The organism is Thermococcus sp., from assembly GCF_027052235.1.
In the GTDB taxonomy this organism is placed as follows: domain Archaea; phylum Methanobacteriota_B; class Thermococci; order Thermococcales; family Thermococcaceae; genus Thermococcus.
Map to the genome: position 1 here is coordinate 14,633 of NZ_JALUFF010000063.1, position 23,230 is coordinate 37,862.

At 52.5% G+C, this 23,230-nt stretch carries 32 protein-coding genes and 8 tRNA genes; 12 read left to right on the forward strand and 28 right to left on the reverse strand.

Features of this window, described 5'->3' with window-relative positions; genetic code table 11:
• Together MVC73_RS07885 and tmk are read left to right on the forward strand one after the other, a co-directional pair.
• On the forward strand, nt 1-708 hold the full coding sequence (locus tag MVC73_RS07885; protein WP_297509598.1) for a phospho-sugar mutase: 708 nt from the start codon (nt 1-3) through the stop codon (nt 706-708).
• A gap of 77 nt (nt 709-785) precedes the next feature.
• Nucleotides 786-1,406, forward strand: a complete 621-nt coding sequence (gene tmk / locus MVC73_RS07890; RefSeq protein WP_297509370.1) for a dTMP kinase — start codon at nt 786-788, stop codon at nt 1,404-1,406.
• A 2-nt stretch (nt 1,407-1,408) separates the two neighbouring features.
• Here the strand turns inward: tmk and MVC73_RS07895 are convergent.
• A tRNA-Thr gene (locus MVC73_RS07895) sits at nt 1,409-1,485 on the reverse strand.
• Between the two features lie 94 nt (nt 1,486-1,579).
• Between MVC73_RS07895 and MVC73_RS07900 the strand changes: the two genes are divergently transcribed.
• Both MVC73_RS07900 and MVC73_RS07905 read left to right on the forward strand, forming a co-directional pair.
• Nucleotides 1,580-1,655: transfer RNA gene (locus MVC73_RS07900), tRNA-Asn, on the forward strand.
• A gap of 6 nt (nt 1,656-1,661) precedes the next feature.
• A tRNA-Ile gene (locus MVC73_RS07905) sits at nt 1,662-1,739 on the forward strand.
• A 1,121-nt stretch (nt 1,740-2,860) separates the two neighbouring features.
• Here MVC73_RS07905 and MVC73_RS07910 read toward each other — a convergent pair.
• From MVC73_RS07910 to MVC73_RS07925, 4 genes are all read right to left on the reverse strand, one after another.
• Nucleotides 2,861-4,216 (reverse strand): FAD-dependent oxidoreductase, encoded by a 1,356-nt coding sequence (locus tag MVC73_RS07910; protein WP_297509373.1) that lies wholly within the window; start codon nt 4,214-4,216, stop codon nt 2,861-2,863.
• A gap of 77 nt (nt 4,217-4,293) precedes the next feature.
• Nucleotides 4,294-5,097, reverse strand: a complete 804-nt coding sequence (gene mtnP / locus MVC73_RS07915) for an S-methyl-5'-thioadenosine phosphorylase (protein WP_297509376.1) — start codon at nt 5,095-5,097, stop codon at nt 4,294-4,296.
• A gap of 41 nt (nt 5,098-5,138) precedes the next feature.
• Nucleotides 5,139-6,434 carry a hypothetical protein gene (locus MVC73_RS07920; RefSeq protein WP_297509379.1) on the reverse strand — a complete coding sequence of 432 codons (1,296 nt, stop codon included), beginning with the start codon at nt 6,432-6,434 and terminating at the stop codon, nt 5,139-5,141.
• A 79-nt stretch (nt 6,435-6,513) separates the two neighbouring features.
• Entirely contained in the window at nt 6,514-6,723 is a 210-nt protein-coding gene (locus MVC73_RS07925; protein WP_297509601.1) for a hypothetical protein, read from the reverse strand.
• A 474-nt stretch (nt 6,724-7,197) separates the two neighbouring features.
• Here MVC73_RS07925 and MVC73_RS07930 point away from each other — a divergent pair, with 474 nt between their 5' ends.
• From MVC73_RS07930 to MVC73_RS07950, 5 genes are read left to right on the forward strand one after another with little or no spacing between them, the layout of a single operon-like run.
• Nucleotides 7,198-8,544, forward strand: coding sequence for a signal recognition particle protein Srp54 (locus MVC73_RS07930; protein WP_297509382.1), 1,347 nt, complete (start codon nt 7,198-7,200; stop codon nt 8,542-8,544).
• Nucleotides 8,541-8,780, forward strand: a complete 240-nt coding sequence (locus MVC73_RS07935; RefSeq protein WP_297509385.1) for an Lrp/AsnC ligand binding domain-containing protein — start codon at nt 8,541-8,543, stop codon at nt 8,778-8,780. Before MVC73_RS07930 ends, MVC73_RS07935 begins: the two co-directional genes overlap by 4 nt.
• Nucleotides 8,781-8,784: 4 nt before the next feature.
• A complete protein-coding gene (locus MVC73_RS07940) occupies nt 8,785-9,279 on the forward strand; it encodes a YkgJ family cysteine cluster protein (protein ID WP_297509387.1) in 495 nt (164 codons plus the stop codon).
• A 60-nt stretch (nt 9,280-9,339) separates the two neighbouring features.
• Nucleotides 9,340-10,056, forward strand: a complete 717-nt coding sequence (locus MVC73_RS07945) for a phosphoribosyltransferase family protein (RefSeq protein ID WP_297509390.1) — start codon at nt 9,340-9,342, stop codon at nt 10,054-10,056.
• Between the two features lies 1 nt (nt 10,057).
• Nucleotides 10,058-10,387 carry a hypothetical protein gene (locus tag MVC73_RS07950; protein WP_297509393.1) on the forward strand — a complete coding sequence of 110 codons (330 nt, stop codon included), beginning with the start codon at nt 10,058-10,060 and terminating at the stop codon, nt 10,385-10,387.
• Here MVC73_RS07950 and MVC73_RS07955 read toward each other — a convergent pair.
• A complete protein-coding gene (locus MVC73_RS07955) occupies nt 10,370-10,819 on the reverse strand; it encodes an Lrp/AsnC family transcriptional regulator (RefSeq protein ID WP_297509604.1) in 450 nt (149 codons plus the stop codon). The genes MVC73_RS07950 and MVC73_RS07955 overlap by 18 nt on opposite strands.
• A gap of 69 nt (nt 10,820-10,888) precedes the next feature.
• Here MVC73_RS07955 and MVC73_RS07960 point away from each other — a divergent pair.
• Nucleotides 10,889-10,966 (forward strand) — tRNA-Arg (locus tag MVC73_RS07960).
• 379 nt (nt 10,967-11,345) lie between these two features.
• Nucleotides 11,346-12,107, forward strand: coding sequence for a metallophosphoesterase (locus MVC73_RS07965; RefSeq protein WP_297509395.1), 762 nt, complete (start codon nt 11,346-11,348; stop codon nt 12,105-12,107).
• A 5-nt stretch (nt 12,108-12,112) separates the two neighbouring features.
• Here MVC73_RS07965 and MVC73_RS07970 read toward each other — a convergent pair whose 3' ends face one another.
• Entirely contained in the window at nt 12,113-12,412 is a 300-nt protein-coding gene (locus MVC73_RS07970; RefSeq protein WP_297509397.1) for an FUN14 domain-containing protein, read from the reverse strand.
• A 106-nt stretch (nt 12,413-12,518) separates the two neighbouring features.
• On the opposite strand from MVC73_RS07970, the gene MVC73_RS07975 reads away from it, so the two are divergent.
• Nucleotides 12,519-12,848, forward strand: a complete 330-nt coding sequence (locus tag MVC73_RS07975; RefSeq protein WP_297509400.1) for a PadR family transcriptional regulator — start codon at nt 12,519-12,521, stop codon at nt 12,846-12,848.
• Here the strand turns inward: MVC73_RS07975 and MVC73_RS07980 are convergent, their stop codons facing one another.
• From MVC73_RS07980 to MVC73_RS08080, 21 genes are all read right to left on the reverse strand, one after another.
• On the reverse strand, nt 12,849-13,004 hold the full coding sequence (locus MVC73_RS07980) for a 50S ribosomal protein L40e (protein ID WP_011250446.1): 156 nt from the start codon (nt 13,002-13,004) through the stop codon (nt 12,849-12,851). It lies immediately after the preceding gene.
• A 52-nt stretch (nt 13,005-13,056) separates the two neighbouring features.
• Nucleotides 13,057-13,144 (reverse strand) — tRNA-Leu (locus tag MVC73_RS07985).
• Between the two features lie 39 nt (nt 13,145-13,183).
• A complete protein-coding gene (gene rpsB, locus MVC73_RS07990) occupies nt 13,184-13,789 on the reverse strand; it encodes a 30S ribosomal protein S2 (protein ID WP_297509406.1) in 606 nt (201 codons plus the stop codon).
• Between the two features lie 13 nt (nt 13,790-13,802).
• Nucleotides 13,803-14,828: a hypothetical protein gene (locus MVC73_RS07995; RefSeq protein ID WP_297509409.1), complete on the reverse strand. Its 1,026-nt coding sequence runs from the start codon at nt 14,826-14,828 to the stop codon at nt 13,803-13,805.
• Nucleotides 14,829-14,834: 6 nt separating this feature from the next.
• The gene (locus tag MVC73_RS08000) at nt 14,835-15,008 is read right to left on the reverse strand and encodes a DNA-directed RNA polymerase subunit K (protein ID WP_297500473.1); all 174 of its coding nucleotides are present in this window, start codon (nt 15,006-15,008) and stop codon (nt 14,835-14,837) included.
• A 56-nt stretch (nt 15,009-15,064) separates the two neighbouring features.
• Nucleotides 15,065-15,142, reverse strand: a tRNA-Pro gene (locus tag MVC73_RS08005).
• 15 nt (nt 15,143-15,157) lie between these two features.
• Nucleotides 15,158-15,355 (reverse strand): DNA-directed RNA polymerase subunit N, encoded by a 198-nt coding sequence (locus MVC73_RS08010; protein ID WP_297500424.1) that lies wholly within the window; start codon nt 15,353-15,355, stop codon nt 15,158-15,160.
• A 33-nt stretch (nt 15,356-15,388) separates the two neighbouring features.
• The gene (locus MVC73_RS08015; RefSeq protein WP_297509412.1) at nt 15,389-15,796 is read right to left on the reverse strand and encodes a 30S ribosomal protein S9; all 408 of its coding nucleotides are present in this window, start codon (nt 15,794-15,796) and stop codon (nt 15,389-15,391) included.
• 11 nt (nt 15,797-15,807) lie between these two features.
• Nucleotides 15,808-16,236 (reverse strand): 50S ribosomal protein L13, encoded by a 429-nt coding sequence (rplM, locus tag MVC73_RS08020; protein ID WP_297509415.1) that lies wholly within the window; start codon nt 16,234-16,236, stop codon nt 15,808-15,810.
• A gap of 6 nt (nt 16,237-16,242) precedes the next feature.
• Nucleotides 16,243-16,608: a 50S ribosomal protein L18e gene (locus tag MVC73_RS08025; protein WP_297509418.1), complete on the reverse strand. Its 366-nt coding sequence runs from the start codon at nt 16,606-16,608 to the stop codon at nt 16,243-16,245.
• A gap of 58 nt (nt 16,609-16,666) precedes the next feature.
• Nucleotides 16,667-16,754: transfer RNA gene (locus tag MVC73_RS08030), tRNA-Leu, on the reverse strand.
• 1 nt (nt 16,755) lies between these two features.
• On the reverse strand, nt 16,756-17,541 hold the full coding sequence (locus MVC73_RS08035) for a DNA-directed RNA polymerase subunit D (RefSeq protein WP_297509421.1): 786 nt from the start codon (nt 17,539-17,541) through the stop codon (nt 16,756-16,758).
• A 21-nt stretch (nt 17,542-17,562) separates the two neighbouring features.
• On the reverse strand, nt 17,563-17,985 hold the full coding sequence (locus MVC73_RS08040) for a 30S ribosomal protein S11 (RefSeq protein ID WP_297509424.1): 423 nt from the start codon (nt 17,983-17,985) through the stop codon (nt 17,563-17,565).
• Nucleotides 17,982-18,524, reverse strand: coding sequence for a 30S ribosomal protein S4 (locus tag MVC73_RS08045; protein ID WP_297509427.1), 543 nt, complete (start codon nt 18,522-18,524; stop codon nt 17,982-17,984). The genes MVC73_RS08040 and MVC73_RS08045 overlap by 4 nt, the downstream gene beginning before the upstream one ends.
• A 10-nt stretch (nt 18,525-18,534) precedes the next feature.
• Nucleotides 18,535-18,984 carry a 30S ribosomal protein S13 gene (locus MVC73_RS08050; protein WP_297509607.1) on the reverse strand — a complete coding sequence of 150 codons (450 nt, stop codon included), beginning with the start codon at nt 18,982-18,984 and terminating at the stop codon, nt 18,535-18,537.
• A 45-nt stretch (nt 18,985-19,029) separates the two neighbouring features.
• Nucleotides 19,030-19,116: transfer RNA gene (locus MVC73_RS08055), tRNA-Ser, on the reverse strand.
• Nucleotides 19,102-19,689: a class I SAM-dependent methyltransferase gene (locus MVC73_RS08060; RefSeq protein ID WP_297509429.1), complete on the reverse strand. Its 588-nt coding sequence runs from the start codon at nt 19,687-19,689 to the stop codon at nt 19,102-19,104. Before MVC73_RS08060 ends, MVC73_RS08055 begins: the two co-directional genes overlap by 15 nt.
• Before the next feature lie 277 nt (nt 19,690-19,966).
• Nucleotides 19,967-20,290, reverse strand: coding sequence for a hypothetical protein (locus tag MVC73_RS08065; protein ID WP_297509432.1), 324 nt, complete (start codon nt 20,288-20,290; stop codon nt 19,967-19,969).
• 1 nt (nt 20,291) lies between these two features.
• Complete coding sequence (locus MVC73_RS08070; RefSeq protein WP_297509435.1) at nt 20,292-20,483, reverse strand: hypothetical protein; 192 nt, start codon at nt 20,481-20,483, stop codon at nt 20,292-20,294.
• A 56-nt stretch (nt 20,484-20,539) separates the two neighbouring features.
• Nucleotides 20,540-21,439 carry a hypothetical protein gene (locus tag MVC73_RS08075; RefSeq protein WP_297509438.1) on the reverse strand — a complete coding sequence of 300 codons (900 nt, stop codon included), beginning with the start codon at nt 21,437-21,439 and terminating at the stop codon, nt 20,540-20,542.
• Between the two features lie 756 nt (nt 21,440-22,195).
• Entirely contained in the window at nt 22,196-23,200 is a 1,005-nt protein-coding gene (locus MVC73_RS08080) for an RNA-guided pseudouridylation complex pseudouridine synthase subunit Cbf5 (RefSeq protein WP_297509610.1), read from the reverse strand.
• Between the last annotated feature and the right edge of the window lie 30 nt (nt 23,201-23,230).

Below are 23,230 nucleotides of genomic sequence, written 5' to 3' on the forward strand. Positions count from 1 at the left end.
GTGGAGGTGTACTACTCCCAGAGGTTTAACCCCGAGGAGCTTGCCCTTCTCGGAAGGGCCATAGGAACGGTCTCCCACGGCACGATAGTGGTCGGAAGGGACGGAAGGGCCATATCAAGGTACGGAAAGAGGGCAATGGTAGTGGGCATAGTGAGCACGGGCTCCACAATAATGGACGTCCGCCTAATTCCGCTGATAGCCCTGAAAGACTTCGCCCACAGAAAGGGCCTCCCGCTGGCCTACGTCTATTACTACAACGGCGTCCGCGTCTACGTCAGCGGGATAGACGTTGAGGAGATAGAGACAATCCTAGAAAGCAGGAGCTTCATAGAGGCCCATCCCAACGACATAGGTGCGACGGTCTATTATCCCAACGCGCTGGACGACTTCCTCCACGAAGTCTTCAAGCACTACAACTTCAAGGTCGGGGGTAAGGCCCTCGTCGATGCCATGAACACGCCGGCGGTGCTCTTCTTCCCGCGCATGAGCGACCACTTCGGCTTCGAGGTCGAGCTGATGAACGACATGATGACAAGCTACCTCCCGCCCAAGCCCAAGGAGGTATTCCTCCACAAGCTGGCCAAGGGGGACTACACCTTCGGCCTCAGGTTCCGGCCGGAGGGAATCGTCGAGTTCCACCACAGGGGCGAGGAGAAGGAATTTGGAAGCATCTGGAAGCTCCTCGACCATATGAAGAGCGTCCTCTGACCTTTTTTGTTTTCAACAACCTTATAAACAATGGTTCGGTGGATAGCTGTCATCACTCTACTCGGGAGGTGTCATCGGTGGGAACGTTCATAGTGCTTGAGGGCATCGACGGTGCCGGCAAGTCAACGCAGGCCAGACTTCTGGCGGAGTGGTTTGAGGAGAGGGGATACGAGGTCGTCCTTACGAAGGAGCCGACGGATACGGCCTTTGGAAAGCTCATAAGGAGGCTCGTTCTCACCGGCGGGAGGGAAGGCATAATAGACGGTGCTAAAATAAGCCACGAGGCCGAGGCTCTCCTCTTCGCGGCCGACAGGGCGGAGCACGTTGACAAGCTGATAAGACCGGCTCTGCAGGCAGGAAAGGTCGTGATATCTGACAGGTACTTCTACTCCTCGCTGGCCTATCAGTGGGCCAGGGGGCTCGACTTGGAGTGGCTCATAGACCTGAACCGCTTCGCCGTGAGGCCCGATCTGGTGGTGCTCCTTGATTTACCCGTGAGGGAGAGCATGAAAAGGCTCAGGAGCAGGAGGATAAAGAGCGAGTTCGACAAGATATTCGAGCTCCAGAAGAGGGTCAGAGAAAACTACCTGAAGCTCGCCGAGATGTTCCCGGAGATTAAAATAGTGAACGCCCTCGACGACGTTGAAACCGTCCACCAGCAGGTTGTCGCCCTCGTGGAAACCTTGCTGGGAGAATAGACTGGAGCCCCGGGCGGGATTTGAACCCGCGACCGGCGGATTACAAGTCCGCCGCCCCGCCAGGCTAGGCTACCGGGGCATCGCTTTATTGAAGGATAGTGCAGTTATAAATCTTTCCGCGGGCTTTACCGCAAAATTTATAAATTCCCCCAACCCCCCATTCATTGGGTCGAGCCGCCGTAGCTTAGCTGGTAGAGCGCCGGACTGTTAATCCGGCGGTCCCCGGTTCGAATCCGGGCGGCGGCGCCAGAGGGCGGGCCCGTAGCTCAGCCTGGTCAGAGCGCGCGGCTCATAACCGCGTGGTCGGGGGTTCAAAGCCCCCCGGGCCCACCATTGAAACTTTGCCTGCGCAAAGTTTCATCAAAGTTCGTGGTTCCTTTTAGTGATGCCAAAGCGCGAGGAGATTTCTTTTTACGAGCTGTTTTGGGTTTGAATTCCTTAATTATGGCCCTCTCTCAAGGAGTTCCTTCGCTTTGACGCCCTCCGGGCGTCGATTAAAGTTGAACTCCAAATAAAAAGCTAATTAACAAGGAGAATTCAAGATTCATTCCAGCGTTTTTGACATGGAATCCCCCTTAAACTGGCAGTTTAAGAAGAACCACGAACTTTTGGTGAAGCTTTTTCTAAAAGCTTCAGTGTTGACGGAAAGATTGCGTGCTATTCTGGAAATACTAATTTCCAAAGGGGTTTACTCATTAATCGCTATCTCTCGAGTGTTTGCTCTCCTCAAGGCGTCCTTTGGACGCTAGAGTAAACTGCAAACTTGCTTGAAGGGATTCTTTTGGGAACAAACCCCCTTGCTAATGAGTCGCAAAGAGAGTGCACGCTTGGTGTTCGGCATTCTCACGAGAAAGGAACTCTTTAATCAAACTTTGCAGAGCAAAGTTTGTTTGCCTGCGCGAAGTTTGATCAAGGTTCGTGATTCTTCTCTAGAGCTCATTATAGCCGGATTTTCCTTTAAAGCACCCTTCAGGAGTGAATTCTTTATCGGGAGCGTTTTTCAAGCCGGTTCAGCTTTTTAGCGCCCCGAAGGAGCGGAGTGAGAGTGAACCCCTCAAGAAAAAGCCCCTCCCAAGAATCCACTCATTAACACTGTGAACTTAACTTGAAATCCTTGAAAGGGTAACATTAACGAGGAATCACAAACTTTTGATGAAACTTTGCCCTGCAAAGTTTCGCGCTGGCGGAAATGAGATGCCCTTTTCTATAATGTCCGGATTTTGAAGGGGTTTTACTCGCCTGCTCCTTTGGTGAGTGTTTCACTGCCAAAGCGCCCTTCGGGTGCCAAAAACAAAGCTGAAACTACTAAGAAGGCTTTGTTTGGTGTTAAATCCCCCGTTAAAGTTGCACTTGATTAGTGCACGACTAATCTGTGCCCCTTTTTGAGTGACAAGGGTTATTTTTGGCCAAGCTTTTTTCCAAAAGCTTCAGCGCAGGTAAAGTGAAAAGAAAAATCAGGGGCCGGCTCTAAGCTTCGCCAGTGCGTCTTCAGCAGCCTGAAGTATCTGGTAGCCGACAGGGGAAGCCGTCAGGAGCGGATGGGTCGCTATCTGCAACGTGTACAGCTCGCTCGCGGTGAGCCTCTTCTGTATGGCAAGGGCAAGGATGTTTATCATCTCGCCAACGCTCTTTCCGCCGGCTATCTGAGCACCAAGTATAGCACCCCTGTCGCGGGAGAATATGAGCTTCACCGTAACCATAGAAGTATCCGGGAACTTCGCCGGATGCCTGTCGGGCCCCTTTCCGTAGCCGACTATTACCTCAAAGCCCTCCTCCCTAGCCTTTTCCTCGGTAAGTCCGGCCGCCGCTAAAGTCAGCCCGGCCACGTGGGTTGAGTAGGCACCTATGGTTCTCCTGTTCTCCCTCACGATTTGGAGCTTGAAGAGGTTCGCGCCGGCAATCCTCGCCTCAAATGTCGCCGTTGATGCCAGCATGAGGGGGTAGGGCTTACCCGTGAAGAAGTCGCGGTGCTCAACGCAGTCGCCGACGGCAAAGATGTCCGGGCAGGAGGTTCTCATGTATTCATCCGTCCAGATGCCGTAGCGAGTGACCCTCAAACCCGCCTTAACAGCCAGCTCGACGTTGGGACGGTAGCCGATGGAGAATATCACGAGGTCGGCGGGAAGCTCCCTGCCGTCTATGAGTTTTACGCCTTCAACCTTTCCATCACCGAGGACGCGCTCAAGCTGGCCCTTAACGACCTTTACCCCCTCCTCCTTAAGCCTCTCCTCGACCATCTCACTGAACTCGGGGTCAAAGGAGCTCCTCAGGAGCCTGCTCCTGACCACTATGGTAACATCCTTACCAAGCTTCCTTATCTCGTCCCCGACTTCGAGGGCTATGAAGCCACCGCCGATTATGACTATCCTCTCAGCATCATCAACCCTCTCGCGGAGCTCCTTGAGGTAGTGGTAGTCCTTGGGAACCGTGTAAACACCTTCAAGGTCGCTCCCCGGAAACTCGGGCTTTACCGGCTTTGAGCCAGTTGCAATGACAAGCTTCTCCCAGCCAATCTCCTTTCTCGAGCTAGTCTTAATGACCTTCCTCTTCGGGTCTACCTCCACCACCTCGTCCGTGAGGATGTCCACCCCGAGGGGCTCCAGAAACCTCTCAAGAGGCAGGACGTCGTCCTCAACACTCCCAAGGGTTCCGAAGACGTAGGGAATTCCGCAGGGTATCATGCCAATTTCTTCCTTCTTAACAACGAGGACGCTCTTGTCGGGGTAAAAGCGCCTTGCAGCTATTGCGGTCGTTATTCCCCCGGCACTCGCGCCTATTATCACGACGTCGTACTTCATCCTCCATACCACCGTAGGGACTATGCCAGGGGGTATTAAACGCTTTCTTTAACCTCTGGTTCAGAACGTAAGCAAATTAAAGGAAAGGCTCATTCGCCCGTTGCACCCTTAAGGGCGTCCTTGCAGGGACAGCGTCTTTCCCTCGGAATGTACTTGATGGCCTTCATGAGGAGGAGCTTGATTTCCTCGCCCTTCCGGGCCATGAGTTCGACGACCTCTCTGTGGGTTAGCTTCTCCCTGCTTATTCCAGCCGCGAAGTTGGTCACTATCGCAACGCTGGCGTAACACATCTCAAGCTCCCTCGCGAGAACCGCCTCCGGACACTGGGTCATTCCCACGACGTCGGCACCGAGTATCTTTAAGGCCCTTATCTCTGCCCTCGTCTCGAAGCGCGGACCCTCCATGCAGGCGTAGGTTCCAGCTGGATGATACCTGAAGCCCAGCTCCCTCGCCGAACTGATGAGGGCCTTCCTGAGCTCGGGACAGTACGGCTCCGTGAAGTCAACATGAGCCACGAACTTCCTGTCGTGGGGGCTTTCCTCGCCGTCGTAGAATGTGTAGTGCCTGGTTTTTGTGAAGTCCATGAGCTGGTCAAGGACTACAAAGTCGCCAGGCTTCATGTCCAGATTGAGGGAGCCGACAGCTGAGGTTGAGAGAATTCTCTCGACGCCGAGTTCATATAGCGCCCAGATGTTGGCGCGGTAGTTTATCTTATGGGGCGGAACCGCGTGCTTTTCGCCGTGTCTGGCAAGAAAGACCACTTCCTCGCCTTCGTATTCCCCAACCTTGACCCTGACCTTTCCGTAGGGTGTGCTCACGAACTCTTCCCTAACGTTCTGGAGAAGCTTTGGGTCGTAGACACCGGAGCCTCCAATTATGGCTATCCTAGGCATTTTATCACCTCAAGAGAAGAGGGAGCGGAGGCTTAATAACGTTAGCCCCTCTCCCAGAGTGCCCTGTGTTCCTTTGCCCTGTTCTCAAGGTCTTCGCTTAGGGCCTCACCCGTCTGGAGTTCGAGGATTTTGGCGAGTATCTCACTGAGGAGCCATGAACCCCAGCGCTTGTCCCTCACCTCAAGGGCCGCGTCTATTGCCCCGTCTATGTCGTTGCCCTTCAGCTTTTCAACGGCTATTCCACCAAAGGCCAAGGAGCGCAGATACGGGTCTTCTATCTTGGATGCCAGCTCCCAGGCCTTCTCGAACTCGCCGAGCTTGGAGAGATATCTCACGACCTTTACAAGGGTTCTCTCACTCCTCGTTTTGTCACCGATGAACTTTACAACCTCAAGGTACTCCCTATCCGGCTCCTTCCCAAGGAGCTCGTCCATAACCTTGGCGTAAAGGTCCTCCCTCCCGGGGCCCTTTTTGAGGAACTCAAGGAGGACTTCCGGGCGATCGGCTATCGCCACAACTATTGCCTCCAGCAGGTTCCGTCTGGTCTCTTCACCAAGTCTCCTGAGGACGCTCAGTATGAAGTCAACCTCTCCCTGAACCGCAAGGCCAACGAGGAGTGATTTCAGAACTTCCTCCTGCCTTTCAGGCGGCATCCCGAGGGCCATATCAACGAACTTCTCGTAGGTTCCCGGAGGCACGTCCGACCTCTTCAGGTAGCTAGCCACGGTTTTCATGGCCTCCCCAAGCCAGTAGTCACTTTCAAGCTCCGAGAGAACCCTGATGGCACTGCCGAACTCTTCCCTCCTGAGGTGCTCCTTAAGGACTTCAAAAGATGCTATGGAGCGCCAGGGTTCCTCTGTTATAGAGTTGAGCAGTGCCTTGGCCTTTCTGAGGTTGCCCGCCTGAAGGTAGGCGTACAGAACCTTCAGAAGGACGTCGTTCCTCTTAACTGGGTTGCTTATTTCGGTCGCGTAGAACTGGGCATCGACGACCTTTCCAAGCTCCACAAGCCTGAGCGAAAGCTCTCCTAGGAGTTCATCCTTCAGGGGCTGGGGAAACGCCCTTATAGACTCATAGGCCTGATGGAAGATTTTGTCAGCGGTTTTTGATCCAGTCCTCGCGAAGAACGTTCCCACTTCAATAAGAGCTTTGACCAGAAAAAGGGGATTCTCAATGGAAGCAACGGCTTTCAGAGCCCGCGCGAAGGCCTCCCTATAGGAGGGCTCCCTAGCGCGGTAGAGGTAATAACCGATCCTCGCGTAGGTTACCGCGCGGAGATAAGGGTCTTCTATGCTCCCAGCTAAACGGAGCACTTCCCGGTAAATGTTCGGGGCCATAATCCCACCACTTCAGGTAAGAAGAGGCGGTATTTATGGTTTCCGGCAAAAGACAGAAGGGATAAGGCAAAAGACGAAATCAGCCGAGGGTGTCGTAAACGACCCCCACAACCTCCCCATCGTCGAGGGAGACGAAGCTGACCTTTGTCTTTTTCCCGGTTTTGGGGTCAACAACGACAAAATCGGGCTTCAGAAGGTATTTACTGGCTGGAACTCTCCAGACATCACCGTAATGGACGCGCAGTTCCCTCAAAAACTTCTCGGGGTCACGCTTAAGTATAGTTGACATAGGCATCACCATTTAGATATACAACTTCATTGTATAAAAACCTTTCTGATAGACATTCGTTAAACATTATATCGTCGATTGACGAGAAAAAATTGAAAGGAGCTCACTCAAGCATCTCGACGTACTCAAGCTCCTCGGGGATCGCCCTCCTCCTCTTCTTCTCGCGTGTGAGTGCATACTCATAAACTGCGATAGGCCAGATCATCTCTCTCACCCCCTTTCATTCTCTCCAACCCAAGTATAAGCCATAAAATGCTTAAAAAGGTTTGTAGCTCCGACTTTATCGTTCATGAACCTTTCAGAGCTCCAATCTCACAAAAAGAGCCCGCAGGATGGCTTTGGCCTTTGATGAACATTTATGGCATGTAATAGGAGATTAGAGGGGAATTTAGTGGAAAAATAAGTACATTGACTTTTCAGAGCCACCACCCAACCGTTTATAAACTTCCCACCGCTCATAATAGGGGTGGTGAGATGGCACTTGAAAGGTTAGGGAAGGCCCTCAACAACGCCCTCAGGAAGCTCGCCCGCTCAAGCACCGTTGACGAGGCGACGATAAAGGAAGTCGTGAGGGACATCCAGAGGGCCCTTTTACAAGCGGATGTTAACGTCAGGCTCGTTCTTCAGCTCACGAAGACGATTCAGAAGAGGGCCCTTGAGGAAGAGCCTCCCGCCGGAGTCTCGAAGAAGGAGCACATAATAAAGATAGTTTACGAGGAGCTGACTAAGTTCCTTGGAACCGAGGCGAAGCCCCTTGAGATAAAGGAAAAGCCCACGGTTATCCTCACGGTAGGCATTCAGGGCTCAGGAAAGACCACGAGCGTCGCCAAGCTCGCCCGCTACCTGCAGAAGAGGGGCTACAAAGTTGGCGTTGTCTGCTCCGACACGTGGCGCCCGGGTGCCTACCAGCAGTTGAAACAGCTCCTCGACCCCTATGGAATAGAGGTCTTCGGTGACCCGCAGGAGAAGGATGCAGTCAAGCTTGCCAGGGAGGGCGTGGAGTACTTCAGGAAGAAGGGAGTTGACGTCATCATCGTTGACTCCGCCGGAAGGCACAAGGAGGAGAAGGGCCTCATAGAGGAGATGAGGCAGATAAGTGAGGCCATAAAACCCCATGAGGTCATACTCGTCATAGACGGCACGATAGGCCAGCAGGCCTACAACCAAGCAATGGCCTTCAAAGAGGCAACGCCAATAGGCTCGATAATAGTCACGAAACTCGACGGTTCTGCGAAGGGTGGGGGTGCTCTCTCCGCTGTCGCGGCTACCGGGGCACCTATAAAGTTCATAGGAACGGGCGAGAGAATAGATGACCTTGAACCATTTGACCCGAAGCGCTTTGTCTCAAGGCTTCTCGGTCTCGGGGACATTCAAGGACTCCTTGAGAAGATAGAGGAGCTCCAGAAACAGCAGGAGTTCAGGGAGGAAGATCTGGAGAAGTTCCTCCGGGGTAAGTTCAACCTCAAGGACATGTACGCCCAGCTGGAGGCAATGCAGAAGATGGGGCCGTTGAAGCAGATACTCCAAATGATACCCGGCCTGGGTTACTCCCTGCCCGAGGATGCCGTCAGGGTCGGCGAGGAGAAGCTCAAGAGGTACAGGGTGATAATGGATTCAATGACCGAGGAGGAGCTTGAGAACCCGTCTATAATCAACTATTCGAGGATAAAGCGCATAGCCCGGGGTTCGGGTACGAGCACGGCTGAAGTAAGGGAGCTTTTGAACCAGTACAACCAGATGAAGAAGATGTTTAAAGGCATGAACAAGAGGAAACTGGCCAGACTGGCCAAGAACTTCAACTTCGGGGGGTTTGGGGTATGATGGAGGCCTTTGTCCTTATAGTTGTTAAACCCGGGAACGAAGAGAAGGTCTTCGAGCGGGTCAGGGAAGACCCCCGCGTCAAGGAGGCCTACAGGGTGTATGGGGAGTACGACATAGTGATTCGCGTCGAGGTTCCCGACATAGGAGAGCTCGACAGATTCCACGATGACGTCCTCAGGCGCATACAGGACATTGAGATGACGGAGACGCTAATAGCAAGCACCTACCGGGGGTGATGGGTTGGAAAAGCGCTGGATGGCCACTATAGACCTCGAAACCCTTGAGGTCAGAGCCGACCCGGAGTTCAGGTTCAAGTGCCTCGACAACTGCGGTAAGTGCTGTGAGGTGCTTGAGATACCCCTGCGCGACGAGGACATAGCCCGGATAGAAGAGCTGGGCTACAACGCCTGGGAGTTTGTGGACTACGAGAAGCTCTTCTACAGGGGGGACAAGTTCCTCGGCTATGCCCTCAAGAAGAGACCCTTTGACGACGCCTGCGTCTTTCTTGACCCCGATACTAAGAGGTGCAGGATATACTCCCACCGTCCCCTGGCCTGCAGGCTTTACCCCTTCATCTTCGTGAGAAACGGAAAGAAGATGGAAGTCTACGTCAGAATGGACTCATTCTGTCCCGGAATAAACCATCCCAATGGAGAGCCCGTGACGAGGGAGTTTCTCCTGAAAGAGTACGGGGATGTGATCAAAGAGTACCGGGCCAAAGTTTTAAACGAGTGAAGCGACCGAAACGTATTTATACATTTTTTTGTTAATCAATCGCCACGCGGAGGTGATAACGTGAGCCAGCTAAAGTCCGTCCAAGAGAAGCTCCGTCTCATAAGGATTCTCCGATTACTCAAAAAGAGCTACACCTACGAGGAGCTCTCAAGGATAACGGGACTGCCGATAACTGTCTTGAACAGATACGTCAGGGGAAAGGTTCTCCCCAGTGCTGAGAGGACGAGGGAGCTCCTGAACCTCCTGCTCCCCTACATAAACATCGAGGAAGAGGTCAGGAAGAGGATAAAGTTCGACGAGAGGGGCTTCTTCGACAACATGCCCGTGCTGAGCGATACGGCTCTGATGAGCCTCATAGCGGAAGAGGTTGCAGGGAGATACCTCGACAGGGACGTGGACAAGGTTCTCACCGCCGAAACCGACGGCATCGTTCTCGGGACGCACATAGCGAGGGAACTAGGGGTTGACATCGTCTACGCCAAGAAGAAAAAGGAAGTTGGAGTCGAGAAGTTCTACGAGGCCAGCTATGTTCCCAGCGCCTCGGGAAGCGTCATGACGCTATACCTCCCATACTGGGCCCTGCGGAAAGGTGAAAAAGTCCTGATAGTTGACGACGTCATAAGGAGCGGGGAAACCCAGAAGGCCCTCGTAGAACTGACGAGACAGGCCGGGGCAAAGCCGGTGGGCATGTTCTTCCTTGTCAGCGTCGGAGACATCCTTGAGTACCTGAAGGACGAATACGACTTCCCAGTTGAAAGCCTGATAAGGTTGGATTGACATGAAGGGCTTCATATACAACGCCGGGGGACTGAGCATACCACTAGAGTTCACCCCCGGTGTTCCCTTCAGGTTTGAGTGCAGTGAGGAGGAGTGCGGCAAAAGGGTTGTCATCGAAGGGGTTATTGTAGAGGTAAGCAGCAGTGAGTTCACGGAAGTCCTTGAGAGAGTCGTAAGGGAGAACCCGGACTTTAGGCGGATTCTGGAGATAAACGCCCGGAGGTTTATCTTCAGGGGAAAGGTGAACGGAAAGGATGAAACGCTCCCCGTTGAGAGCCTCGATGACTTCGCGGAGCGCTTTCTGGATGAGGTGTTAGTCCTCAAGCCTTAGCCTTGGCTCCTCCTTGACAACTTCCATAGCGACGCTCGTGTTCGTTTTTTCTACTCCGTCCAGAGAGAGTAGCCACTTAACGAAGCGGTTCATCTCCTCCCTGTTTCTGAACTTAGCTATGACGAAAATGTCGAACTCCCCAGTTATGTCGTAGACCATCATGGCGTTGTTCTTCTCGGCTATCCTGCCTTCTATCTCCGTTATCTTCCTTCCCTTGGCCTTTATCCCTATTAGCGCAGTTAAGCCAAAGCCGAGCTTTTCGTAGTCGAGAATAGGAGAGTATCCCTTAATGACTCCCTCCTCCTCAAGGCGCTTTATCCTGTTGTAGACGGTTCCAACGGCTACATTGAGCTCCCTTGCAATCTCGCGGTACGAGAGACGGGCGTTCTTCTGGAGCAGTGAGATTATTTTTCTGTCGAGTTCATCCACCATTTTCACCTCACCGCTTTCAGTAAACCGCAAACTTTAAATACCCTTCCCTGTGAGGGAATAGCGGGCAGTGGACCGGTAGCCTAGCCAGGATAGGGCGGCGGCCTCCTAAGCCGCAGGTCCGGGGTTCGAAGCCCCGCCGGTCCGCCATCGGCTTGTTTGTGTAAACGCTGGCGGAAGATGAGCCACATTCTTGAGCGTGCTCTCGTGTTTCAATCTATTGCTTCCTCACCAGTGTTTTCCTCAAAATGTGCTCTTCGGCTCAGATAAGAAGCGAAACTACTTGAGAGGTTCTGCTTAGCGTTTAAAACCCAGCATCCCGCCAAAGCCGTACTCAGTTAGTGCATTATCATGCCCACTTCATTAACTTGAACAAAACCAGAGGAGGTGAGGAAAGATGATAGAGGACGCTCTCCTCGCCTATCTTATGGCACTCAACCGCGAAAGGAAAAAGCGCGGAAAGCGAAAGGCTTAAATACCTCCCACTTTTTAGTTTCTTTGGGTAAGAAAAATATGGAGGTGGTAAGGGATGGTCTACGTGGCTGTTCTGGCGAACATCAACGGGAACTTCCCGGCCCTGGCAAAGGCCCTGGAGAAGATAGAGGCACTGAAAGAGGAAGGATATGAGATTGAAAAATACTACGTTCTCGGGAACATCGTCGGCCTGTTCCCATATCCAAGGGAGGTTATAGACGCACTTGACGACCTAATAAGGAACAACACCGTCAAGGTCATCCGTGGCGAGTTCGACCAGGTTATAGCGGCGAGTGACCCCCACGCAGAAGGACCGGAGTACATAGACGAGACAGACTACCCAAAGTACGTCAAAAAAGCTCTCAAATACACCTGGGAAAAGCTGGGACACGAGGGAAGGGAATTCATAAGGGACCTGCCGATATACCTAGTTGACAAGATTGGAAAGAACGACATCTTTGGCGTCTACGGAAGCCCGCTCAATCCCTTCGAGGGTAAGGTCCTCCCCGACCAGCCGACCAGCTACTACGAGGCCATAATGAGACCGGTCAAGGACTACGAGATACTGTTCGTTGCATCACCGAAGTATCCCGTTAACGCAATGACCCGCTACGGAAGGGTCATATGCCCCGGAAGCATAGGCTATCCGCCGGGGAAGAACCACAAAGCAACCTTCGCTCTGGTTGACGTTGACACACTCCACGCAAAGTTCATTGAGGTTGACTACGATGACGAAAAGAAGCTGGTCGAGGAGAAAATCAAGAGGGAAGGGCTTCCCGAGGAGCTCATAAAGGTGCTTTACAGGGGTAAAGTCTGATTTCCTCAACCTTTTTTGAAGCCGATGTAAAAACCGGCAACGAAGCTTCCTGTCCCAGGAAGAATGCCCAGCACCTTCTGACCCAGACCCATAACCTGCTGGGTTATGTTATTCGCCAGATTAAAGAGTTTGTCAGTGTTTATTGTGATTACTCCCTTCTGCTGAAGGTAGAAGAGGCTGAGGATATAGGCACCTATGAGGGCCATTGTAAGTTTCAAGAGTTTTTTGAGGGCGTAGCCAGTTATAAATCCCACAACACCCCAGACTCCAACGTCACCAACAATACCATTGAGATTCAGGTCCATCAAACCACCCATTTTCCTGTAAGGTTCCCAACTAAAAAACCTTTTGCCAAAACGCTTAAAATTACATGCTTCCAAAATATTTACAGGATATAAAACAGGTGAGAACATGACGGCTCCCATAGAGAGGTTGAAAAACAAGATAACGAAGGAGGTTCTCTGGATATACATCCTGAGGCTCCTGAAGGAGAGGCCCATGTACGCTTACGAGCTTAAGAGCAAGATCAAAGAGAGCTTTGAATTTGAACCCGCGACGGTAAGCTCTTACGTCGTTCTCTACAAGCTGGAGAAAGAAGGATACGTAACTGCCGAGTGGCAGGAGAGCGAAACAGGAAAACCTGCGAGGAAGTACTACAGGCTCACTCCCAAAGGGGAAGAACTTCTAAAAGAGGGCCTCGCCTTTCTGGAGGAGACCGTAAAAAAACTGAAGGGGGAGTGATCAGCGCCCGCCACCGCGCGGCTCTCTGGCCTTCGGGCGAAGGCCCTTGTAACCACACTTCCTGCACTTCTTGGCTCCCCACGGGTTAGTGGCACCACAGCGCATGCAGACGAGCTTTCTAAAGATCCTGGCTTCAGCCTCAGGGAATCTCGCCATCTTTATCACCTCATGACCTGAACACACCGGAACGTTGAATCTTTTAAACCTTTGGTGCGGGGGACGGGATTCGAACCCGCGCAGCCCTACGGCAGCGGATCTTAAGTCCGCCCCCTTTGGCCAGGCTCGGGCACCCCCGCGCGAGCTAAACTAAAGGGAAGGGATTAAAAACCTTCCCCTCAGGTTCGTATAATCCTCATCTCGAAGTCCTCAACGGGTATCTTAAAGTCCTCCCTGCTCTCAATCTCCTTTCTGTTATAGAGTATCTCCCTCGCGAGGATCCAGTAGATGAGAGCCAAAGCTTTTCTTCCCTTGTTGTTGGTTGGAATAGCGAGATCAACGTAGCTGAGGAAGTTCTCGGTGTCGACAAGCGCAACTATTGGGATGCCGATCTCAACCGCCTCTTTCATAGCTTGGTGGTCGGCCCTTGGGTCGGTGACGATGAGCACGTCGGGCTCAAAGAAGTTCTTGACCTGGGGGTTCGTCATCGTTCCCGGGAGGAAACGGCCGGGGATTGCCCTGGCACCGGTAACCTCACCGAACTTCTTAACGGGCTTCTGACCGTAGAGCCTAACGCTCACAGCGAGAATGCTCTCCGGGTCAAACCTTGCAAGGAACTTACCAGCGACCCTAAGTCTTTCGTCCGTCTTCCTGACGTCAAGGACGTAGAGACCGTCTTGCCTAACCCTGTAGATGAACTTCTTCATGTCCTGCGTCTTCTGCTGGGTTCCGATGTGGACGCCCGCAGCGAGGTACTGGTCAAGCGGAACGAGATATTCCTCCATTCTTATCACCTCCTCATCCTTCAAAGGTTATCACTCTACCCCTTTCACCCAAATCTTCGGCTATCCTTATCAGCTCGTTCAGCTTGGCGATGGAGTCCGATTGGAGCACCATCGCCGGGAAGCGCAGGCCCACGGCTAAGTGGGCCAGTGCCTCGTCGGAGGACTCGTAGCGAGCCTCCGCGAGGATTGGGGTTATCCTCTCAGACCTCGCATCGTTCACGAGATTATAGAGGTCTGTGAGAGTGCCAAGGTTTATGGGCTTGATTGAGAGCGCGTTGTAATAGCGCCTGTCAAGTATGCCCTTCTCACGAAAGAGATTCTCCCCATCTATAAAAACACCGTGCGTGCCAGCTATAAGCTCAAGGAAGAGCTCCTCCCCCCCGACCGGCTTTATGTATGAGACGTTATTGTCTTCAACGAGAGATAGGACTTCTTCGATCTCAAGGGGCCGTCTCTGGACGATGCCAAGAGCAACGTCAAGGCCCAGTTCATCGCTCGCCTTCTCTGTTGCCTTTGAGTAATCACCTATGTCCCTACCCTCAAGGTTCTTGAGGACGCTGTTGCGGGCATCAACGACGTCTGTAATCTCCATCAAATCCCTGACCATCACGTAGTACTCGAAGAGCTCCTCCCCCGAGAGCCTGAGTACGGGAACAGGGAGCTCTGTAGTGAAGGTTCCCCCGAGATAGCTGTAGAGGGACATCCCCTTAACGTTGGCGGCGGCCTTGGCCGTGGCAACAGAAACTGCCAGAGCGGTGTTTGCCCCGATGTGGCTGAAATCGTCGGTTCCGTCTATCTCCCACAGGTAACTGTCTATAAGCTCCTGCTCCGTTGCGTCAAAGCCTATTAGCTCGGGCCCAATTATCTCATCTACCTCGCTGACCGCCCTGTGGGCTTCGGCTATGTAGAGGTCGGGGTTCTCGTCTATCGGGGAGGCGAAGCGACCAAAGCCAGAGCTGGTTATAACGTCTACCTCGACGGAGTATTTACCTCCCCTGAGCACTGCAACCCTGCCTATTACGTTTTCTATGACCGTCATCTTTCATCAGCTCGGCCTTATCACAGTGATTGGTATGATACCCTTCTCAAACTCAAGCAGGGCAGCCTCCAGTGGCGTTGCCCCCTCGGGGACGTCTATGAGCACGGGAGCTCCCATAGCTATCTGCAGGGCCCTTGCTCCGATGATGCGGGCCTTTTCAAAGCGGGTGTACTTAAACACGGCTATTCCCCCCTTCCTTCCGCCTCCAAGAGCCGTTTTTCCCATTCAGAGAGTTTTGGTGGGGCCGCCGGGATTTGAACCCGGGTCTCCGGCACCCCAAGCCGGGAGGATAGACCAAGCTACCCCACGGCCCCCCAAGAATTGTGGTTTTAGTACACCTTGTAAACCATTACCTGGTCGATGAGCTCGACGTGGCTGAGGAGGGTTCTCCTGCAGCAGTACCTCTCAACCCCGAGGTCGTCGAGCACCTTGCCCGGGTCTTCCCCGGCCTCAACCCTCTTCTTGAACTCATAATACTTATCTGCCAGCACCCTTCCGCAGGTAAAGCACCTGACGGGAACTATCATTTCTCAACACCTCAAATTTTTAAAGGAAGGGCATCAGCGGTAGGACTTCTGCCTCTTGGCCCTCGGACCCTTGGTTGAGCGGTTGGGCTTGTGGGGCTCGGTTCTCCTGCTGTCCCCAACGAGCATGGTTCTGTCGTACTTCATAAACTTTTCCTTGAGGTTCATGTCATTCGTCCACTCAACCAAAGCCCTCGCTATGGCGACGCGCGCTGCCTCGGCCTGTCCCATGAAACCCCCGCCCTCAACCTTGACGTCAATGTCAACCTTGCTCACAATCTCTTCCCCTGCCAGAATGAGGGGCTCCATAATGGTGAATCGCGCTATCTCCGGCTCGATAATCTCGACCGGCTTGTGGTTGATCCTAACGCGACCCTTCCCTTCCCTTATGGTCGCCCTCGCTATGGCGGTCTTCCTCTTTCCAGCAGTCTGGATGACCTTCATCTTCTCTCACCTCAGAACTTTCCACCGAGGAACCTGGCAACCTCACCAACTGTAACGTACTTCGGGGTTGCGAGCCTCGACATGTGGGCCTCGCTTATGGTCTCAAGCTCCTTGCCCTCGAACTCCTTCGGAATTCCAGCGTAGACCCTGAGCCTCTTGAAGGCCTTCCTTCCCCGGTCGGTCTTCCACGGGAGCATTCCCCTGATGGTTCTCCTGACGATCTCATCGCTCCTCTTCGGGTAGAAGGGGCCTCTTCTCGGGTTGGTTCTGGTTCTGAGCTCGGTTCTCTGCTTGTACTTGGCGAAGATGTCCTCACGGTTTCCTGTGATGATGGCCTTCTCGGCGTTGACTATGATAACCTCCTCGCCTTCGAGGAGCATCTTGGCAACCTTCGAGGCGAGCCTTCCAAGGATAAGTCCTTCAGCGTTAATAATCCTCATGGCCCATCACTCCATTATGATTACTCCACTACCCTTGGGGTTTCTCTCCATAAGCTCCTCTATCGTGATGGCCTCTCCGCCTGCCTCAACTATCTTCCTCCTTGCAGTCTCGCTGAACTTCCATGCGGCAACGATTACCCTGTGCTCAAGCTTTCCCGCTCCAAGAACGCTTCCCGGGACAACGACGGTATCGCCTTCCTTGGTGTAGCGGTTTATCTTGCTGACGTTTACCTCTGCCCTCTGCCTTCTGGGCCTCTCAAGGCGCCAGGCTAGGTCCTTCCATATCTTAACTCCTTCCTCGTTCGACTTCTTTCTGAGGGAGCGAATGAGCCTCCTCAGGTTGATGTCGGTTGGACCGGTTCTCTTAACCATGAACATACCTCCCCAACGCTCTCGCAGGGAAACCGACAGGTGGACGGGGTGAGCGTTATGGTGCGGGGGCGGGGATTTGAACCCCGGAACCCCTACGGGACGGGACCCTGAATCCCGCGCCTTTGACCAGGCTCGGCAACCCCCGCGTCAGTCGGCTAATTTATGGAGCTCGTTTATAAATCTATCGCTCTTTCTCATGAGTATCTTGAGCGCTATGCTCACCATTTCCTCAACGGGGAGTTCTCCGTTCGTTTCCACCGTAAAGACGAACGTATTGGGAAGGACTTCCTCCCGTATCTTGTCACCCCAGTAGGCCTCGAACTTCCGGGGGAGGTAGAAAGCCTTGGTCGTTGTTACGATGAGCTCGTTTTCAGTTTCTTCAACGGGCAGACCGCGCCTCTTGGCGAGCTCTCCAAGCTCTTTCCAGTCGGGGACTTCTTTACTCACGTGAATCTTCGTGAGGTATTTGTAGTAGACGAAGCCGGGTTGCCACTTGGCGTGGTCCTTACCGCGACCGAGCTTCGCGTAGGCGTTGAAGACCAGCCTCTGGCCCTCTGCAAGTTTGACTATCGGGATGTTTGGGTTAGCGGGTTTTATGCCCTCGTCGTCCGTCTTAAGGTCGCCGGAGTAAACCATCCCCGGCCCCTCCGCTTCCAGGGAGAGCGTAACGGTGTAGTCATCAAGTTCCAGAGAGTCAAGTGAGAACCTCTCGTGGGGGGTTGTCAGGGGTATCATTGCAAGCCTGTGGGCGATTATCTCATCGAAGAGGGCGGAGTCGTTTTCGAAAAACTCAACTTCGTCGACAGCAAAGGTGGGAACTTCCGCCAGGATTGTCCGCCTTAGGGCGTTGGCAAATGGTACTTCAACGCCCCTGAGGATGAACTTTATCGAGTCCTCCTTCTTTTCAAGAATCTCAAACTCCACCATGGGCATCACCAAAAAAAGAAGTTGTGGTCAGACGCGCCTTCCGCGCCTTCCGCCCTTGGGCCTCGTTCCGTCGTGCGGGATTGGGGTGACGTCCTCAACGCGACCAATCCTGAGACCGGCCCTTGCCAGAGCACGGATAGCAGCTTGGGCACCCGGACCAGGGGTCTTGCTCTTGCTCCCTCCAGGGGCGCGAACCTTGATGTGGACGCCGACGAAGCCCTTCTCCATTGCCTCTTCGGCCGCCCTTCTCGCAGCTATCATGGCCGCGTATGGGGATGGCTCGTCCCTGTCGGCCTTGACGACCATACCACCGCTCCATCTGCTGACAGTCTCGGCTCCGGTGATGTCGGTGATGTGTATTATCGTGTTGTTATAGGAGGAGTAGATGTGTGCCACTCCCCACTTCTCCTTCTTCTTCAGACTAACCTGCTGGGTCTGCTCCTCGCTCATGCCTCACCACCTTGCTTAGCCTGTTCAATAACAATCCTCTCGGGATGGCTCTCCTTGGCGAAAGGTGAGCCCTTGGCGTAGGTTATTGAGTTTTCCTCCTCACGGAGAACGAGGTAGCCGGGTGAGCGGATGACCTGTCCGTTGACCTCTATGTGGCCGTGAACTATGAGCTGTCTGGCCTGCCTAATTGTCCTGGCGAGGCCCTTCTTGTAGACGATGGTCTGCAACCTTCTGTCGAGAACGTCCTCAACGGTCAGGGATAGGACATCATCGAGAACCGCATCGGCCGGGAGAAGGCCGAGCCTGTTGAGCCTCTGGAGGAGCTGTGCCCTCTCGATCTCCGCCTGCTTGCCACGGGCTGCGAGGAGCCTTCTTGCCCTCCTCCTGAACTCCTTGAGCTGAGTCTCATGCCTCCAGAGTTCCTTCTTGTTCTTAAGGGCGTACTTCCTCATTAGGACTCTCTCGCGGTCGAGCCTCTCCTTAATCCAGGGGTGAGAGGGAGTCTCGTACTTCTTCCTCTGCCTCTTCGGGTCTCCCATTTACACCACCTCACTTCTTCCTCCTGCTCACACCAACGGTAGTGCCATGCCTGAAGTTCGACCTCGTTCTCTGACCGCGAAGTGGCAGGCCAAGCTCGTGCCTTATACCGCGGTAGGCCCTAATCCTCCTTAGCCTGTTGATGTCCTCGCGCCAAGCCATGACGAGCTTGGCGGTGACAAGGTGCATATCCTTGCCGGTCTCGTAGTCCTTCGGCCTGTTGACGGCCCATGAGGGGATGCCGTGCTTCACCGGATTCGCTATAATCTCCTCAAGCTTCTTGACCTGCTCGTTCGTCAGGTAACCTGCCTTCATGTAGGGGTCTATGCCCGCTACTCTGAGCACCATAGTGGCGAAGTTTATTCCAATGCCCTTTATTCCAGTAAGGGCCCATCTCAGTTGCTTGTGTCCGTCGAGATCAACACCCGCAACACGAACGATATGCCTGAAGTTGTCTGACATTATCACCACACCTCCACTTTGGGTTTCAAACGATTACAGTGATTTTGGCGCCGGGACGGGGATTTGAACCCCGGTGGGCTAACGCCCACGGGCTCTCAAGGCCCGCGCCATCCCAGGCTAGGCGATCCCGGCGTATACGCGGTACCCGCTTCCCTTGGCGAGCTCCCTCACCTCGCTGAAGGTCTCCTCCATCAGGGACCTTATGAACCTTGCCCCCTGCTTCGTCTTGATGACGAGCTGGAGCAAGCCACCATCGTTGAGATGCCGGGGAGCGTTTATAACTATTTCCCTCAGGACATCCTTTCCCGCGTGCACCGGGGGGTTAGTTATGATTGAATCGAATTTCTCGCCTTTAACGGGCTCGTAGAGGTTCCCCCATCTGACTTCGGCGTTTTTAACGCCGTTGATTTTTAAGTTTTTCCTCGCTATGCTAACCGCTCTCCTGTTCACGTCGGTCATAATAACATGGTCAACGAAGCGGGAGGCGACAATGCCGATGGCGCCGTAGCCGCAGCCGAGATCGAGGACGCGCCAGTTATCATCGAGCACCATGCTCTCTATGAGAAGTTCGGTCCCCCTGTCGAGCTTCCCGAAGGAGAAGACTCCACTGGCAGTTATGAACTTGAAGCACTGCCCCCTAAGGCAGACCTCTATAGTCTTGGTCTTCAACGGTGTGCTCGGCTCCTCTGAGTAGTAGTGGGTCATAGTGGAGGGTAAGAGATGGGGTTTATAAAGATGGGGGAAAGGGATTCGTTGGTTAATGCCGCCTAAAGCTAATAAGAACTGTTGAGTATAATCACTGTGAACCATATTCACACAGTTGCATCCAAGTACACAGAAGAACCACCAAGTTGGGTTTTTAGGCTCCTATCCGCACAAGGAGCATCTAAACGCAAAAAGTAGAAAAGAGTATAAGGATTCCCGCAATTATCGTGCGTATGCATCAACTCTATCCACGACATAAGTTTTACCTCCATTGACTTTAAAGCCTAGTTTTGCTTAGTGGAATTAATATCCAGACAAAAAACCCGAAGAGTAACAGTTCGGTTAGGTTCTCCTTAGTAGCAGTTCCGTGGTAAAGGGAGCCAATAAGGGTAAGGAAAATTAGGAGAGTTACAAACGAGGCGAACTTTTTGGCATCCTTGAGTTCATTAAGGTTGTCAACGAACAGGAAAGTCATGAGCGTGACTGGGATAATACTCAGGATAAAGAGAACTGTCCTCCAGAGTGGACTGTTCAAGTAAGAGCCCGCTACCCCAAGGAGTGCATAAAGGACGAGGCCAAGAATGCCAAATGCAAGTCTCACATCACCACCCCCTCCTGTGCCGGTACCAGATACGTAAGGGAGTGATGATGGCTGTAACCACCAATGAGATCACCGGCGCCCAAACAGCAGGTATCTTCTGACCAGTTGCATTCCACACAAACGCATATGTCATAAAAACTAAAATAAACAACGGTACAGCCCTTAGAAGTTCCTCCCTCGTGATATCATCCATTGGGATCACCTCTGAGTTTGTGCACAGAGTTTGTACAAAATAAAAAGTATAAGGTTTTATCCCTCTAATTTGCACTGTACGAGACAAGGAAGTGCAAATGCTAAACCAACACATGCCACGCATAATCCCACACTGTAGGGATTGGGCATTACAAAAGCAGTCCAACAGGTCCAATAGCATAATTTAGCTAAGTCGCTATCTCCGACAAGTTTTTCTAGTATACAACCTACAACACATGCCCCATATCCATCTATGATCACTGCCACTCCCACTGCTTTCTGTTGGTTGTATTCTGGAAGTGTGAGTCTTACTAAGTGCGATAAGTGTCTCAGCTCGTAAGCACTTCTGCCCCAGATCCAAGCTGTCTCATCATGCCTCCTAAGCTTCATAAGAACCTTGTTAAGAGTCCAGTAATACTCCGAGAGAGTCAAGTTGTTTCTGACAATAATACTGTCAGCAACAGGAACTACTCTATTTTCGTCCTTTGGAGCAATGTTCATCCCAGTTAGATAAGCCCTGTACTCGCCAGTCTTAGGGTCAGTAAATATCCTCGTGACGAGAGTAAAGTTGTACTGGCTCCTCTCGGCACGATAAACGAGCGCGTACATCGTATAGTTAAACGTGCTGTTGTAGAAGTTCAGCCTGAAGAACAGCAACTGCTCATGCCTTTCACTCATGTTGTAAAGCGTGACTACTGAAACGTTAACTTTGGGAGTAACGTTGGACTTGTAGAGCGGACAGCCCTTAGTCAGGTTAGTGAAGTTAACGACCTTATTCACCCATGTAACGTTCATCTGGAGCCTGCCCTTATCGTCATACCAGGCAACAACCGCCCTGCGGAATGTTATACTGGCGTTGTTAGTGCTCATTGCCATTGCTTGGGGAGCCGCAATCAATTGAAGACTCAGCACCATGGCCACGAGAAACGTTCCGAAAGCAGTCTTTCTCCAATTCATGGCCACCACCTGACCAGTTGGCCATATTCAATAACACATGAAACTATATAAACTTTTCTTTTTAAAGTTGAATTAACTAACGTTTTTTTTTCGTAGGATTTTCAATTTATAACCATGCAAAAACGAATCAATTAAGTCGAAAAAAGCCCAAGTAAAAGAACGAACAAAAGAACACAAACGATTATTTTATGCAACCAAAGCTCGGGGCGTGGGGGCATAGCCCCTCAGCAACCTTTGCTTGCACAAAGCCTGACCAAATGGCTCTGACTCAATTTAATCACCTTGGAACAGTTCGTACGTGCTTTGTAATGAGAAGGCTTGTAGTTGACTTTCTTGGATAGAGTAGCTGATATCTGCTGGGTTTATCTCCTTCGCGCCCCTCGGGCGCTATGGAAAGTAAACCACATCCAAAAAGTTAGTTCGAGTGTGAAAGCCCATGGGAATAAAGCACACGAAAAGCACGTACAAACTTTGATGAAACTTTGCAATAGCCTTTGGGAAAGGCTGGCGAAAAAGTACCCTCTCGTTTCAAGGAGCAGAAAATCAGTTGTGCACCTGATTTAATAATTCTAAGCGGGGGTTTAATGTCAATGGAAACTTTAAAGCGGTTCCAGCTCATTATTGGCGTCCTTCGGACGCCGTTTTAAAAGTGGAACATTCACCAAAAAATAAAGTTGAGAACAAACCCACTAAAAGCTAAAAATCAAAATCAAAAAGCACTCAACCTTCCGCCGGCGCTTGCGTCAGCAAGGGCCGCTACCAGAGCTTTGGATACCAGTCCCTCGGCATGAAAACCTTATCAACGTCCACAGCTATTCCCCTAGTCTTTGTGAGCATCTCCTGACTAGTCATCTTGGCCTTTCCAAGGGCAACCAGCTCATCCTTCAGGGTCATTACTGCAACCAGATCGCCGGGTTTTATGCCCTTGTGCAGCTTCACTATCCCGGGAACCGCCAAGTCTGCACCATGAGTTACCGCGGAAACCGCAGAGTCCCTAATCCACACCTTGGGCAGGTGCTCCACCGCTTTCTCCATCGGCTGTATCGCCTTCCTGAAGTACTCCTCGATGCCGTCCTCCTTCCAGAAGTGGTAGTAGTCAACCAAATCGTGGAGCGTGACGAGGGTTTCATCCTCCTTGAATGGGCCGCTTCTGGTGCGGCGCAACTCGGCCATGTGGGCACCGACGCCGAGGGCCAGGCCTATGTGATGGATAAGGGAGCGGATGTAGGTTCCTGCCTCAACCCCAACCCTAAAGAGCACATCCCTTCCTTCAATCTCAAGCACCTCGATGTAGTAGACCTTCCTCGTCCTCAACCTTCTCTTGACTGCGCTCCTAAGGGGTGGCCTTTGGATTATCTCACCCTCGAATTCCTTCATGACTGCTCTGATTTTATCCTCGGGAACGTCACCGTGGAGGTGCATTAAAGCGACGTACTCCTTACCCGCTGGCAAAAGCGCCTGAACTACTCTTGTTGCCCTCTCAAGCGCAACAGGGAGAACTCCACTCACCTTCGGATCAAGGGTTCCGCCGTGACCTGCTTTGCTGAGGTTGAAGAGTCTTTTAATCCATGCAACCACCTCATGGCTCGTCGGGCCAGGAGGCTTGTCGAGGTTTATTATGCCGAACTGGATGTGCATTTCCATGGGCCTCTTCTCGGGCGGAAAGCCCCACTTCGGGTTCGTCTCAGCCTTCTCATCCCTAACCAGAACCTCGCGCTTTATATCAGCTGGTAGGATTCTCCTGACTTCATCCCTCGCCATGAGCATCACCGATGAGCGTTATCGCTCTAA

Coding starts and splice junctions, on each gene's coding strand:
- rplM (WP_297509415.1), bottom strand. CDS start 16,236: ATGAGGATTATTAACGCTGAAGGACTTATCCTTGGAAGGCTCGCCTCG.
- MVC73_RS07925 (WP_297509601.1), bottom strand. CDS start 6,723: ATGTCAACTATACTTAAGCGTGACCCCGAGAAGTTTTTGAGGGAACTG.
- MVC73_RS07935 (WP_297509385.1), top strand. CDS start 8,541: ATGATGGAGGCCTTTGTCCTTATAGTTGTTAAACCCGGGAACGAAGAG.
- MVC73_RS08015 (WP_297509412.1), bottom strand. CDS start 15,796: ATGAAGGTCATCCAGACTGCTGGAAAGAGGAAGACCGCCATAGCGAGG.
- MVC73_RS07995 (WP_297509409.1), bottom strand. CDS start 14,828: ATGACGGTCATAGAAAACGTAATAGGCAGGGTTGCAGTGCTCAGGGGA.
- MVC73_RS08060 (WP_297509429.1), bottom strand. CDS start 19,689: ATGACCCACTACTACTCAGAGGAGCCGAGCACACCGTTGAAGACCAAG.
- MVC73_RS08010 (WP_297500424.1), bottom strand. CDS start 15,355: ATGATAGTTCCCGTCAGGTGCTTTACCTGCGGAAGGGTGCTGGCAGAT.
- MVC73_RS08045 (WP_297509427.1), bottom strand. CDS start 18,524: ATGGGAGACCCGAAGAGGCAGAGGAAGAAGTACGAGACTCCCTCTCAC.
- mtnP (WP_297509376.1), bottom strand. CDS start 5,097: ATGCCTAGGATAGCCATAATTGGAGGCTCCGGTGTCTACGACCCAAAG.
- rpsB (WP_297509406.1), bottom strand. CDS start 13,789: ATGGAGGAATATCTCGTTCCGCTTGACCAGTACCTCGCTGCGGGCGTC.
- MVC73_RS07965 (WP_297509395.1), top strand. CDS start 11,346: ATGGTCTACGTGGCTGTTCTGGCGAACATCAACGGGAACTTCCCGGCC.
- MVC73_RS08080 (WP_297509610.1), bottom strand. CDS start 23,200: ATGGCGAGGGATGAAGTCAGGAGAATCCTACCAGCTGATATAAAGCGC.
- MVC73_RS08035 (WP_297509421.1), bottom strand. CDS start 17,541: ATGCCCATGGTGGAGTTTGAGATTCTTGAAAAGAAGGAGGACTCGATA.
- MVC73_RS08070 (WP_297509435.1), bottom strand. CDS start 20,483: ATGGATGATATCACGAGGGAGGAACTTCTAAGGGCTGTACCGTTGTTT.
- MVC73_RS07950 (WP_297509393.1), top strand. CDS start 10,058: ATGAAGGGCTTCATATACAACGCCGGGGGACTGAGCATACCACTAGAG.
- MVC73_RS07930 (WP_297509382.1), top strand. CDS start 7,198: ATGGCACTTGAAAGGTTAGGGAAGGCCCTCAACAACGCCCTCAGGAAG.
- MVC73_RS08025 (WP_297509418.1), bottom strand. CDS start 16,608: ATGGTTAAGAGAACCGGTCCAACCGACATCAACCTGAGGAGGCTCATT.
- MVC73_RS08040 (WP_297509424.1), bottom strand. CDS start 17,985: ATGAGCGAGGAGCAGACCCAGCAGGTTAGTCTGAAGAAGAAGGAGAAG.
- MVC73_RS07970 (WP_297509397.1), bottom strand. CDS start 12,412: ATGGACCTGAATCTCAATGGTATTGTTGGTGACGTTGGAGTCTGGGGT.
- MVC73_RS08075 (WP_297509438.1), bottom strand. CDS start 21,439: ATGAATTGGAGAAAGACTGCTTTCGGAACGTTTCTCGTGGCCATGGTG.
- MVC73_RS07955 (WP_297509604.1), bottom strand. CDS start 10,819: ATGGTGGATGAACTCGACAGAAAAATAATCTCACTGCTCCAGAAGAAC.
- MVC73_RS07975 (WP_297509400.1), top strand. CDS start 12,519: ATGACGGCTCCCATAGAGAGGTTGAAAAACAAGATAACGAAGGAGGTT.
- MVC73_RS08050 (WP_297509607.1), bottom strand. CDS start 18,984: ATGTCAGACAACTTCAGGCATATCGTTCGTGTTGCGGGTGTTGATCTC.
- MVC73_RS07920 (WP_297509379.1), bottom strand. CDS start 6,434: ATGGCCCCGAACATTTACCGGGAAGTGCTCCGTTTAGCTGGGAGCATA.
- MVC73_RS07980 (WP_011250446.1), bottom strand. CDS start 13,004: ATGGCGAGATTCCCTGAGGCTGAAGCCAGGATCTTTAGAAAGCTCGTC.